Here is a 14,001-nt window from a genome sequence, read left to right as displayed (position 1 = left end):
TTATTTTTTTATCAAATCTGATCCAAGATAGTATCCTAATTGTGTAGGTTGATTATAACCTATATTCTGATTGACAGCACTCATCTCATAGACATGATCACTCATCAAATAAGGAAATTTATATTCAGTAGGATACCATGTACTAAAAATGCGCAGTTCTGTGCCATCCTTGGTAATCATAATAACCTCTTCACGCCAATCTCCGGTGATATCACCATAGAAACATGGATTGGATTTGGTACCATTAACAGTTGTCACATCATATCGATAAATAGTAAACATCCTGTCATTAGAAGCATTCTTCACAGGCGCGTCAATTGCACTTTCATTCAAAAGTTGCCTGTTCAAAGAACCAGACCACCAAATCGCCATATTGCAGGATTGTGACTTATAACCCAAGTCTACTCCAGTACATGAATATACATTACTCCTGAACCACCACATTTCGCAACCTGGAGACTCCGGATCTATATCAGCAACTAATGCACGTCCTATATCCGAAGAATCATCGTATTTCCATATTACTTCTCCTGTGTGAGCATCTCGGAAAGCCGCCCCGACTGCTCCCGTCTCAAAGCAAGACCAAATCTGTAACCCCGGTCTCGACGGATCGAATTTACCCAAATGTAATGCGTCTCCATGACCAAAACCTGAATTGTTCAATCCTTTTCCATCATGATCAATAGTACAAGCACCATATACAACCTCATCTAATCGGTCACCATCTACATCACCCACACTCAAACTATGATTCCCTTGTCCCGCATATGAACCATGAATACCATCCGTGGTATCAAATCTCCATCGTTTCGTCAATTTTCCACTCCCAAAATCCCATGCCTCCAAAACCATTTTATCATAAACTCCTCTACAAATCAAAATCGAAGTATTTGTCCCTGAAAAATTTCCCAAACCAACCCGATAACTGCTGGAACGTTTATAATAATTGTCTCCCCAATCCTCACTTGTCCCTAAAGAAATATAATTTGTACGAGCCAATTCTTTCCCTGTAGCTCCCTCTATGACAGAAAGAAATTCCGGCCCACCATGAATGTAATTTTCTCCAGGAACCCGATAATCAGTCTTTCCATCTCCATCAATATCCCCAATTTCCGTTCCATCACCAAATATCGTCCCTTCGGAAGTACGAAGAGCAATCTCGCATTTTCCGTCTCCATCAAAATCATAGACTGCAAACGAGGCCGAGTTCCCCATAGGAATATTAGGACCTGAAGTTATTCTCCACATAAATTCCCCATTCAACTTATAAGCTTCAAATAAGGTCGTATGTCTGACCTCGCTCGTTGTACTACCTTCACCTCCATCTGTTGTCGAAGTATGCACCAGTCTCTTTAAAACAATTTCATAAATTCCATCTCCATCCAGATCACCGACACTAGCATCATTAGCTTCATATAGAAGCAGAGGGCTCACATTTACTGTACTCTGCAATGGAATTGATAAATATGGTAGTCCTTCACTAGCCTGCCGAGCCGTAATTGTATAAGTATCCAATGTTTCATTACTATTGGCATAGCATAATCTATATGTATTATCAACAGTACGATCTGCCTCTACATCCTGATAATTAGTAGAGTTCTTTATTGGTTCTGAGTTCAACTTTATTTCCATAGTATTACCACTGGTACGATACAAATCAAATGCTGTAGAAGCATCATCAATAGGAAACATACGCCAACTAACTAATATCTTGTCATTAAATTCTCTAAACTTCTTCAACGAAGCATCCGGACGACTATTAATAGATGCCCATAACATCCGTTTCAAAGGAGAAGCCATATTAGTTACCGGAGAATAATCAGGTATTTCCGAAACTGGCGATTCATTAACAATTATCTCATCATCTGTACAAGATGTAACCATACATAGACCTACAAACACAAAAAGTATATATATCTTCATTTCTCGCTATTTAAGTTAACAAATTACAACTTCCTTCCTTAAAAAAATGGCACCGTTTCAATTCTCATTAAAACGACACCATTTACTAGTCTAATCAATCTTATTACAATTTAAGCAAGATATCATTTCACATTCTCAAGAAATTCAACCTCTATAATCTTAAGATAGCGTTTTCCCTTCTGTTTGTTATCTTGTAGTTCCATTTTATTGGTCACTGTAGCCGCCACTTCCACAATTTCACCAAATGCATCACTTTCTGTAGCACTACCTTTTAAAGAGATTGTTATTTCATCTGTACGTACCGGAATAGTTTCCAAATGAATATAACCCAAACTTTTATCCGTATTTCCTTTCCAAATCAACGTTTTCCCTGCATACACCTCCAACGGATAACTATTTCTACGCCATCCCCGTAATTTCAAACAGATATCATTAATCTCTGCTACACGTTCAAGTTTATAAGTAATCCAAGCGGTTGATAACGCACCATCATTACCCCATTCACTTAGTTCATTATCATCATAACTCTTTTCTACATCTTGTGTATTAGCACCCGCTTTGGCAGAAACAATGCGTACTTCTTTTTTTGTATCTTTATAAGATGGAGTTCGAGGTGTTTCACCTTTATCAAATCTCCCTTTCAATGTATATTGAGGTAAATAAGTTCCCAAACCATCTTTTATAGTAACAGGGATTGTTTCCAATAAAACAGAAGCATCGGGAAGTCCCTTAGCTTTCGCAGTTAATATTATTTTTCCTGCTTTTGTAGTACTACGGACAAAGACACGATTTATACCACATTCAACTGGTAAATTCTTACTAAGAATATAATTATTTTCACCTTGTGCAATGCCACCACGCCATTCAGCTTCCCCTTTCAAATCAAACTTAATGATTCGATTGTCCAGTGGACAGCGCTTTCCTTCTCTATCTACAACTTCCACTTGAATTAAAGCCATGTCAGCTCCATCTGCCTGGAAACCATCGGGATTCTGTATAACTGTCAATTTCAAATTCGCAGGTTCACCCGCAGTTGCCAAAGTACAACGACTCAATTCTTTTCCTTTTTTATCATAGCTTACAGCTTCTAATTTGCCCGGTTTAAATGCAACTTTATCAAAAGTAAATAAGAAATTATAATCACGATTGCCTTTACCTAAAGACTCCCCATTAAGAAACAATTCCACTTCTTCTCCTGTAGATACTACATACACAGGTTTCACTGTATCTAGCGGATAATTCCAATGACCAATTATATGAGTTTGGTGGTTTTCTGTATCTACCCAACCATTCCACATCACTTGATGAGCAAAAAAGCCATCTTTCTCAATGCGCATCGGGTCAGTCACACCACTACGACGATAATTTTCCGAACCACGATGATGGGTATTGCTATCAGAAAAGATAATTTTTGCTCCACCGGAACTAACTCGTTCCCCCGTTCCGGGACGTTCACGCCAATAATCATACCAACGACGAATTAATTCAACTGCAAACTCATCTTGATTATGATTATAACTGGTAGCTGGTTGATTGCGATGCAAAGGACCATCTCCCTCTTTATGAAACGGATAACTATATTCATCCCAATATTTTCTCAGTCCTTCATCACGACAATATTCCGTAGCCCACATCGGATGATGTTTACTCTTATTGATATACAGCATTTCTCCTCCCCATTCAGCTTCACGAATGTCTAACATCTCACGGGAACCAATAGCACGACCACCAAACGGGTCATATTTATCCCGAATAGCTTTCATATCCAGCATGTGATCTCGGCTAATCGAGTTATTACCGCATTCATAGAACAAAATACGGGGCACTTGCAAAAACCTGTGTTTAGCCAAATATCTTTGAGAGTCTGAATAAGAAGAACTTTACATCTATAACCCCATGTAGTTGTGCTCGAAACTGCTTGATCTTTGAATTAAGAGATTCAGCAGACGCATTGGTAGACCGATTGATGAAGTAGTTGAGAATCTCTCCCTGCCGTTCATAGATGGTTGCTGCAACAGTGTTGAAGTTTTCGTCTCCGAACTCTCCGACTTTTGCATACCATTGGGCGAGGCTTTTCTTCCCGCTTTCCCTTGTGGCGTTTTTGTTATTGAAAATCATGCGCAAAGAGTGCGAGATTGAATATGCGGTCTTCATATCAGGATAGAGTTCAAACAGCAGCCTTGCACGGATTTTCTGAGTCGCTGTCCATTTATCTGCCGATGTCATCAGCAAATAGCGTGAGCGCGTCAGGAGTTCACAGACGGTATCTCCGTTTGACAGCCTCACAGGCTCGTACTTCTCATTCTTGCGGTTAGGCTTCCGTCCTTGTTTTCCTTTCCGTTTGCCTCCATTCTTCTCAAGACGTCTCTTTCGTGCCTCGGCATTCTTCTTGTTACGGAGCTTGTGCTGCTCGCGCGCTTCCACTTCGGTACGTTGGGCCTCGCGCCTGTGCCTGATACGCACTTGCTGCATGGCATCGTAGCAGTCCTTCTGGACATGGAAGCGGTCGATGGTTATCGTGGCATACGGGAAGCACTGCTTTACTATGGAATGCATGCTCTCGGAGAAGTCCATCGTTACCTCCAGCACCTTAGCCCTCTCGTACCAAAGGATGCGCATCAACGCCTTTACGACATCCTCGACCTTTGTCCCCTTGATAATGGCCACGATAGCTCCCTTGCCGCCATGGGCAGCCTTGTTGGAGATTATTGTATAAAGTTCACCGTCAGAGAGCGCTGTCTCGTCAATGCTCAGTTGTGGCCCTATGTTCTTATAGAAGACAAGCCAGTCCTCCGCATGTGACAATTCTTTCCACGTGCGGTAACCGCTGAGGAAATCCTTGTAGGCACGTTCGAACTCGTCAGCCTTGATGTGATACGGTTTCTGGAGTGATCTGGCTGTAATCGGGGATGTATCCAAGGAATTCTTTTAAAAAAGCGGCAAACTCCTTAGTGTGCCGTGTTCCTTTTGCTGTCAACTCCCAATCTCTGCTATACGTCCTGCCCAAACCGTCCTTCCAACGGCGACGGCATACGTGCAGAACGGTACGGTGCTCGTTGAGAGGAAAGTGGTTGATGCATGATTCCGGGTAGAAACCGTTGGGAGACAGCTCTGTGTGACCATCCGGCTGAAGGTTCTTCTCGTGAAGATACAGATGGAGAATCTTCTCCACGCCACGTTCTTCTTCCTTAACATCGGTAAGGTCAAAATATTCGTTGAACTCCGAAGGGAGTATGTAGCTTAATAGCTTTACTAATGGATTCTCTGACATTGCTATATGATTGCAAAACAAAGGTACTACAAAGATTTTTTATAGCAAAAAATAACAAACGAAAACACAGGTTTTTACACGTGCCCCCAAAATACTCGGGTTATTGCGATTATAAATGATCGCATCACGCATCAACTCCGTACGTTGCTCCCATTGGCGACCTTCCCTATCTTTTTCTGAATCTCCAGCAGGCATGGCTTGAATAAGACCAACACGGTCACATGATTCTACATCTTGTTTCCATGGTGTAACATGCATCCAACGAACAAAATTAGCATTACTTCTTACCATCAGATCATTTGAATAGTCACTAAGCCATGCCGGAACAGACATTCCTACCGAAGGCCATTCATTACTAGTACGTTGAGCATACCCTTTCATTTGTATGACACGATCATTCAACCAGATCTTTCCTTCTCCAAATCTAGTTTTACGAAAACCTGTACGCGTTGTTACTTCATCAAAGATTTGTTTCTGAGCATTTACAAGTGCAGTCTTCACCATGTAAAGATAACCGTATCCCCAACTCCAGAAATGTAAATCTCCGACTTCGGCGGCAGCTTTAACTATTCTTGTTTCTCCAGCTTTTAATGTTATATCAGAACCTCTAAAGGATTTTACAATTTTACCGTCTGCATCAATTAATGTCACCTGATAACTAAACCGACGAACTTCACGACTATCATTCTTTACCTCGGATTCCGCATGAATCTTAGCTTTACGGTCTTTTATATTTATATCAGTCGCATAAACATATACTCCTGTTGTTTTCAAGTGACTATATAATGGAAGAGTTTGATAAACGCTATCTTTTACATACAAATAAACATTTTTGGGGATACCGCCATAATTAGCATTAAAATTACGATCATTCCACTGAAATTTGGCTTTTGTTGCCACCTCACGATATTGCCAGTTATTATCAATACGTACAGCTAGCACGTTATCTCCGTCTTTCATATAAGGTGTTAAATCAAAACCTACTGCCATTACACCATTCTCATGCTTTCCCAAACGATGTCCGTTCAAATAAAAATCACCAGCCTGACGTATTCCTTCAAACTCAATAAACACTTTCCGATTGCCTCGATTTTCAATCTTAAAATGTTTACGATACCACATAACCGTATCGGTCAGTTGCTCTATCGAAACTTTGAATGCTTCATCCTCATTAAAAGCTCTCGGAAGTGTTACCTTGCTCCAATCATCATCTTTAAACTGACTTTTCTGTGCATCAGGAATATCGCCTACTTTTAAAAGCCAGTCGTTATTAAAACTATATTTTCCACATTCCGTAGTATATCCTTTAATGGCAAATGTAAAAGTAAAGATATACAATAATATAAGAAATTTATTCTTCATACTAATTCTAAATTAACAATTATGTTTTAATCACTTATAAGCCTCATTCTGTTCATATAATCCTTCTTTCACTTTCATCTGTGTATCAGGAATCGGATAAAGATAAGTACCTTCTTTTACACGATCAGCATATTGAGCAACTAGAGGGCGAGTGATATTACCTTCTGAATCAGTAGCATAATGCATAAACTTGTCTTTCACGGCTTGCAAATTATTATGACGGACAAGATCATGCCAGCGAATACCCTCAAAAGCCAATTCCTTACGACGTTCTTTTTCTATACACTTCTGGAATTTATCCGGTACTTTCTCCGCATCACTTAATTCACTCAAGCCGGCACGAGTACGAATCCTATCTACCATATCTATCCCCCTATCCGTAGGCCCCACAATCTCCGCATACATTAACATGACATCTTCCAACCGAATTAATGGATAATTAATAGGGAAATAAGTACGATCTATTATTTGCCCATCAATATCGGAATATCCCAGTTCCTGTCTCTTAATCTTATGTTCCATAAATTTAATAAAGAAATCATCGCCCGAATATCTAGTAATTTGGTTTGGGTTGTCTTTATTGACAAATTTCGTTGTATCAATAGTTGCCAGACAACGTACATCCAAGTAATGTCCTTCTGCATCTTTCTCTTCCCCCAGAAGTTCTTTCAAACCATCTGCACATCCCATGCTCCATCCTGCCAATTGTACTGCGGTATATTGGGAGGGAAGTTTAGGAGTACATATACCTGCCATCGGATTACCATAATCTTTAGCTGCGATATATTGAATCTCAAATATATGATATTTATTATCATTGTCACTAATCCATATCCTCTTCCACTCATCAGCATTTTTCGCCCAAAATTTCTTTTTTGCGTCAGCGTAATCTATTACTTTCTCAAATAAGTCTTTTGCTAATTCTTTTTTACTTTCATCATATAAAGGATAACCTGCCATAGTTAAATAAACCTTGCCAAGTAAAGACTGTGCAGCTTGCAAAGTAGCGCGTCCTGTGGAAGTTGCCTTTCCCAAATAATCAGTAGGAGCATCATTTAAACTAGTTATAGCATATTCTAAATCGGGTATTATGGCTTTTTCATAAATTTCATGCGCTTCTGATTGTGGAACAGACATAGCCTCGGTAATAGTCAAAGGAGATAGAGTCAAAGGTATGCGTCCAAAATAGCGTACCAAATCAAAATAGGCCAACGCTCTTAAAAAACGCGCTTCCCCTATCATCTGTTCTTTTGTTCCTTCTATGATAAATGTTACTCCATCAACTTTTGACAGAAATACATTGGTACGATATACAATCCGGTATAATTCTTCCCATGCTCCACTTATAGTGGAAGTAATAGCCAAATTAGGATCATAGGTACTAATAGCCAAATAATCCCGTTGGGCCCCGGTATATTCACCACACCAAACATTATCAGAGCGAAGTTCCGACATTAATAACGAATATTCCGACACAGGAAGTAATCCATTATAAATCCCCATTAACGCTTGTTCCATCTCTTTGGGTGTCTTATAATAATAGTTTGTTGTACGAGTGTCTACTGGTTCTACTTCCAACCAATCACTACATGATGAAAAGAGCGATCCTAAACATAAAGCTCCACCTAATATGTATTTATACAATTCCATAATTTTCCGTTTTATTAAAATGTAACATTAACTCCCAAAGTAATCGTTCTTGGCTGAGGATAAGCTCCATAATCATAATCTGCAGTTTCACCACCATTATTAGATTCCGGAGAGAATCCCCCGTCATATTTATCCCACATCCAAACATTCTCTGCCGACATATACAAACGGGCACTGCTAAGATATTTAAACCTTTTAACGGGAATACGATAACCAAGAGTAATATTTTTTATCTTTATAAAGTCTGTACTATATAACCACCGTGAGTCATATAACGAACTTGTATTTTTATTATCAATACCTGGAGTTTTTCCATCTCCCGGTTCTTCTTCCGATCTCCACATATTCTTCCATTTAGCTAATACATTAATAGAAGCTCCCATACCTGGACGGTCCATAGCTCGGCCTAACACACTGTAAAGTTTACCACCGGTTTGAGCCGTAAGCAGAATAGACAAATCAAAATCTTTATATCTGAACGAGTTTGTGAAACCAAAAGTATAATCAGGTGACGGTTTACCTACTAATGTACGATCCTGGTCATTAATAACTCCATCATCATTAGCATCGCGATATCTCACGTCTCCCACCTGTGAGTTTGTCATGGTAGGATATTTCTTCAAATCTTCTTTAGTCTGATAAACTCCGACAGCATCATACATATAATAAGCTCTCAATGGCTGACCTACCATAAATACCTGAGTATTAGAATCACTATAACCAATAAATACAGTAGTATTATCTTCTCCCAGACTCTTTACCTCGTTTTTATTATAAGAAACGTTTAAGGATGTACTCCAATTCAGCTTCCCTGTCAAGTTCTGAGTTGTCAGTTCCAATTCAAAACCTCTATTTCCTATACTACCAATATTTCCCCAAGCTTTGGTGAATCCCATAATGGCAGGAACAGAAACTTTATACAAAAGATCTTTGGTCGTTTTATCATAATAGTCGGCAGCCAGCACAATACGGTTATTAAAGAATCCTAGGTCTATACCAATATTCCAGCTATGTGTCTTTTCCCAACCCAGTTTTTCGTTGTCAATAGAACTTGGCGCAAAGCCATTAACCAAACTTCCCAATGAGTAATTTGCACTTTCCATCAATCCTAATGCAGCACCATTAGAGATGGAATTATTACCATTCAGTCCCCAGCTTGCACGCACCTTTAATTGATTCATCACAAAATCTTTAGGCCAGAATTTCTCATTCGAGACACGGTAAGCCGCTGATACAGCAGGAAAAGTACCCCATCTATTCTCCCTGCCAAAACGCGAAGAACCATCCCGGCGAATACTCGCTGTCAATAGATAGCGATTATCGTATTCATACTGAAAACGTCCGAAATAAGAAAGTAAACGGCTAGGAGTCGTTAAAGTAGCAGATGCTCCGGTAATCGCCTGATCATTCAAAGTAAAAACTTCTAAAGAGTTATCCGCAAATTGCTTTGCAGACAAACTACTTGATGCCCCAGAAGAAGACTCCATAGAGTAACCAGCCATCAAGCCTACCGTATGCTTGCGAAAAGTTCTGTTATAATTCAATATCGTTTGGAACAAATATTTATGGGAACGTGTATCAGAACGATTTGCACTTGTATGATATCCTTCACCCACTTCCCATTTCTTCAGAACTGAGCTTGGAGTAAAGATACGTCTATGCTGACTTGAAAAAATATAAGAGCCGGTTGCTTCCAACTTTAACCCTTTCAATAAATCAATTTTCAAATAAGCAGAAGAGTTTACATTAATATTTTCCCGATGATTAACATTCTGCTCCATAAAAGCTATTGGACTCACATTGGAACTAGCCCACAAATAACTATCATAAGGCTCTGCACCCTCATATACCCCTGCTTCCGGCTCAGCTATAGGACACATAGACAAAACTTTCTGCGCCTGTTGATCTTTTCCTTCAATGCTCCCTCCTTCATTCCAAGTCATAGTCGGAGCAATATTAAATCCCATTGTGATACGATCAAACAAACGGGACTCTACATTTGCACGTAGATTCAAACGTTTATAGCTTGTTTCAATAGCAACACCTTGCTGATCAATATATCCCAACGAAAGACGGTATTTGCTATTCTTATTACCATTAGATACAGATAGTTGGTAATTCTGTATAGGAGCCAAACGAAAAAACTCATCCTGCCAGTCTATCAATGCCAAACCACCATAATTAGGCTGTGACCAACGAGGGTCATTCATGTAATAATAACTAATCTTACCACCATTCATAGCTAAACGAGTTTCCCAATCATCATTAGCAGTAGCTCCTTTTGCAGCATATTTCTCTACATATCTATAATTATTATATGCAGTACGAAAATCAATCCATTCTTCCGGACTCAAAACATCTACCCTTCTCTCCAATTGCTGAATACCATAAGATGCAGAAAAATCAACACGTACTTTATCAGACTTCGATGCAGTTTTCGTCGTTATCAAAATAACGCCATTTGCACCACGTGAACCATAGATAGCAGAAGAAGAAGCATCTTTTAACACCTCAATCGACTCAATATCGTTCGGATTAATGCTCCCCAGATTATCTACCGGAATCCCATCCAATACATATAAAGGTACCGCATCAGCATTAATCGATGCTGCTCCCCGTACACGAATCTCAAGCTCTTCTCCAGGCGCTCCACTTGTTGAACGGATTTCCACCCCTGAAAGCATACCTTGCAATGCAGAAGCAATATTCGGCGCCGGACGATTTTCAATTTTCGAAGCATCCACTTTGGACACAGAACCTGTCAGATTACCTCTCTTGGCAGAACCATACCCTATAGCTACTACCTCATCTAATTGAACCAATGATTCTGTCAATTGAACTTTATAAGTTGATTGTGCTTTCAACTGGACCTTTGCTTTATTATATCCTAAAAAAGAAATTTCCAGAGTTTTAACTGTAGATGGAAGATTTAATTCAAAAGCACCGTCCATATTTGTAATAGTAGAACGGTTGGTACCGATAGCAACAACCGTTGCACCAATAACAGGTTCCTCATTTTCATCAATTACTGTACCCCTGATAGTACGATCATTTTGAGCCAGTAACGTAACTGATTGCAAAACAAAGACAGTTAGCAGAAAGAGAAACAAAGTTCCTCTACTTAAACAACTAATGCCGTACTCTGTGCTTTTCATACATTTCATTTTCATATTAGTAAAAACTTAATTTAAACATTCAATTTTGTGATTTTCATATTGCAAATGTAGTACAGGAACATATTTTAATTATGCAATCCAGTACAAATAGATGGTACAGAATCCTATTTTTCAATTAAACGCACCTTTATTAAACCATCATAAGGATTAAAATCAAAAATAATTTTATCCCCCAAGATATTTGCTGATAGTCGTTTTTTATTTTGGGTAACAACTACTCCTTTTACTCCTTCCTTTCTGACTATCATTGTTAATGGTTCCGCAAAAAGTTCCTTATTTAGCTTCAATTTTGGAGTAATAACCAGCACATCTTTTTTATCTGATACTTTCAGTTGTATTTCTTTCCTCTCCTTTATATAAGAAGCGATTTGCCGAAAAGTACTTATCCAAATTTTATCCTCCATATTTTTCACTTCGTCCAAATGTTCCCAAAATAATTCAGGTGACTTGAAAGCATCATATCCGTAATTAATGCCATGGGTCATGGTTACTCCCCAATCCTTGTTTTTTATTAAGTCTTCCAACCATTTTGCAAACCGTTGAGGACTTGCCTTACTTCCACCTATCGAAAATTGTTTCACACGTGTTGCCACCCTATTTTCAGAAGCTATCTGAGAAATCGTATCTGGCTTATAATTATATGGATAACAATAGGTAACAGGCATAATACCAATGTTAGCAAAAATTGCACTATCATTTTTCTCTATCTCATCTTTAATACGAGCTAAGGGCAAACGTGACATTTTCTTATGTGACCAACTATGATTGGAAATCTCATGTCCTTTATTTGCCATTTCCTTCAATTGCATCCAAGTCATTCGAGGAACCTTTGCATCCATTCCCTGTTCCGTATAATAGCCGCATATCCAAAAAGTTCCTTTAAAACCCCGTTTTTCCAATTCTGGAAAAACGATTGTATAATGTTCTGCCAACCCATCATCAAATGTATAACTAATAGCACATATTTTATCATGCTTATATTTGGCTACATAAACCTCCCTATTTGCAGCGAATGCAGAATTAGAACAAATGATAAGGTTTAAAATAAGGAAAAAGAATATTTTCATGACTTTTCTAATTATCTATTTATCCATTATTGTACAAATTATTTTAGAGGCGACAATTTCTTGTCCAGCCCCTGCCATGTGCACTCCATCACCAGCATAATAATCAAGTATTCCTAATAACGGATGATATACATCAACCACACTAAAACCTTTTTTGGAAGCCATATACATCAATTCCGGTATCAAATTATTTAATCTCTGACTAGCTCCTTGGAACTTTAGACTAATATTTTTCTCTCTGAGAGGAGGAGGAGTTACGAAAATTAATTTTGTATCCGAACCTTTATACAGATTATGCATTTTTATCTTATTCAGAAGTTTCTCAAAATTTAGTACAACCTCATTCTGCCTGGCTTCAAATATTCTTTTTGTATCATTAGTTCCTAAACACAAAATAATATAATCATACTTTTTCTTTTCAACTTGTGCCTGATCTAAATATGAATTGATATTTTTAAGTCCATTCAATCTTTCCTTACCATTATTGTCAAACCCAATAGTACGCCCGGCTTCTGAATAATTAATTATTGTAGATTCCGGTAACATCTTCTTCAGTTGTGCAACCCAACCATCTTTTTTCTGTCCATTAGAATCACCAATAGTCAGGATATTATATTTTAGGTCTGTAATTTTATTGTAAGGTATCAAACCTAAAGCCTGAGGAATTTGATCATAATCACTCTCAAGAACTGTTAACTGTATGTTACTATACTTACGTATCAAATAGACATCACAACCAAACATCCTTCTATTCTTTTTGCAGTCAAAATTACTACGTTCACCCAATAAATCAAATATTTCGTAACAAGATATAAGGCTAGGATCATTAACCGCCTTCATCTTAATATCATCCATATTCAATATTCCATATTTTAACTCTCCAACTAATCGATTGTATATATTCAAAGACGGTGTAACAGAAAGAGAATCTTTATCTCCCCCATTCATCTTAGCATAGATAAACAATCGGGCATCTTTACGCTTTTCAATCAAACATTGATGTTCTAAAGATAAATCTACATTCAGTGCTCCCCAAACCGAAAAAGATTTCACCGGATAGTTAAGATTCATGTAGCTTGCCAATGTCGCAACGCCACCTTTTCCTGAACCTATTATATGAACATCATTGGGATTGGCATTAGTTTGTCTTAATGCATATCGAATTGCATCCTCAATATGGGCCAACATTTCAAGAATACTCACTACACTCACTTCTTGATTGACTTCTTCTAAATTCGGATGAATATAATTCCAGCCACGAGCTATAATTTCTTTGATTAAAGGATTCTTCTGTACAGAATCATTATTCCAAGTATCAAGATTCACCACCAAAGGCTGAGGACTTTTGCAAATAGTCTTATACATAAGTGCTCGCCGAATAGTGCCATCTTTAACAGAAGGAATCTCCACGTTCCTCAGTGCAGAATCCCAATTAGTCTCCACTGCATTATCACAAATCATTTTATTTTGAGCAAACATTTGTAAAAATGACAAGCCCCCCAAAAGAAATATAAACGTAATCTTTCTCATGATTATTCTATTTTTACTAGCT

At 38.3% G+C, this 14,001-nt stretch carries 7 protein-coding genes and 2 pseudogenes; all 9 read right to left on the bottom strand.

Annotated features, from left to right (window positions below):
* The gene (locus tag CJF29_RS00745) at positions 1–1,923 is read right to left on the bottom strand and encodes a hypothetical protein (protein ID WP_099147330.1); all 1,923 of its coding nucleotides are present in this window, start codon (positions 1,921–1,923) and stop codon (positions 1–3) included.
* 122 nt (positions 1,924–2,045) lie between these two features.
* Positions 2,046–3,746, bottom strand: a pseudogene (locus CJF29_RS00740) (DUF4982 domain-containing protein); the annotation flags it as partial.
* Between the two features lie 19 nt (positions 3,747–3,765).
* The gene (locus CJF29_RS00735; protein WP_002558306.1) at positions 3,766–4,842 is read right to left on the bottom strand and encodes a transposase; all 1,077 of its coding nucleotides are present in this window, start codon (positions 4,840–4,842) and stop codon (positions 3,766–3,768) included.
* Positions 4,784–5,194 carry a hypothetical protein gene (locus CJF29_RS00730; RefSeq protein ID WP_002558307.1) on the bottom strand — a complete coding sequence of 137 codons (411 nt, stop codon included), beginning with the start codon at positions 5,192–5,194 and terminating at the stop codon, positions 4,784–4,786. The genes CJF29_RS00735 and CJF29_RS00730 overlap by 59 nt, the downstream gene beginning before the upstream one ends.
* Positions 5,195–5,281: 87 nt before the next feature.
* Positions 5,282–6,556, bottom strand: a pseudogene (locus CJF29_RS00725) (glycoside hydrolase family 2 protein); the annotation flags it as partial.
* 30 nt (positions 6,557–6,586) lie between these two features.
* On the bottom strand, positions 6,587–8,206 hold the full coding sequence (locus CJF29_RS00720; protein WP_099147575.1) for a RagB/SusD family nutrient uptake outer membrane protein: 1,620 nt from the start codon (positions 8,204–8,206) through the stop codon (positions 6,587–6,589).
* Between the two features lie 14 nt (positions 8,207–8,220).
* The gene (locus CJF29_RS00715) at positions 8,221–11,361 is read right to left on the bottom strand and encodes a SusC/RagA family TonB-linked outer membrane protein (protein ID WP_099147576.1); all 3,141 of its coding nucleotides are present in this window, start codon (positions 11,359–11,361) and stop codon (positions 8,221–8,223) included.
* Positions 11,362–11,486: 125 nt separating this feature from the next.
* Positions 11,487–12,449, bottom strand: a complete 963-nt coding sequence (locus tag CJF29_RS00710; protein WP_004302675.1) for a polysaccharide deacetylase family protein — start codon at positions 12,447–12,449, stop codon at positions 11,487–11,489.
* Between the two features lie 15 nt (positions 12,450–12,464).
* The gene (locus tag CJF29_RS00705; protein WP_004302676.1) at positions 12,465–13,979 is read right to left on the bottom strand and encodes an SGNH/GDSL hydrolase family protein; all 1,515 of its coding nucleotides are present in this window, start codon (positions 13,977–13,979) and stop codon (positions 12,465–12,467) included.
* Positions 13,980–14,001: the final 22 nt, after the last annotated feature.

The sequence above is a fragment of the Bacteroides celer genome (genome assembly GCF_002632415.2).
GTDB lineage: Bacteria > Bacteroidota > Bacteroidia > Bacteroidales > Bacteroidaceae > Bacteroides.
The sequence above is the reverse complement of the archived record's forward strand: the minus strand, read 5'-3'. Positions and strand labels throughout refer to the sequence as shown.

What these genes read in the sequence shown, in the direction of transcription:
- CJF29_RS00745 (WP_099147330.1), bottom strand. Translation starts at nt 1,923, where the DNA reads ATGAAGATATATATACTTTTTGTGTTTGTAGGTCTATGTATGGTTACA.
- CJF29_RS00730 (WP_002558307.1), bottom strand. Translation starts at nt 5,194, where the DNA reads ATGTCAGAGAATCCATTAGTAAAGCTATTAAGCTACATACTCCCTTCG.
- CJF29_RS00720 (WP_099147575.1), bottom strand. Translation starts at nt 8,206, where the DNA reads ATGGAATTGTATAAATACATATTAGGTGGAGCTTTATGTTTAGGATCG.
- CJF29_RS00715 (WP_099147576.1), bottom strand. Translation starts at nt 11,361, where the DNA reads ATGAAAAGCACAGAGTACGGCATTAGTTGTTTAAGTAGAGGAACTTTG.
- CJF29_RS00710 (WP_004302675.1), bottom strand. Translation starts at nt 12,449, where the DNA reads ATGAAAATATTCTTTTTCCTTATTTTAAACCTTATCATTTGTTCTAAT.
- CJF29_RS00705 (WP_004302676.1), bottom strand. Translation starts at nt 13,979, where the DNA reads ATGAGAAAGATTACGTTTATATTTCTTTTGGGGGGCTTGTCATTTTTA.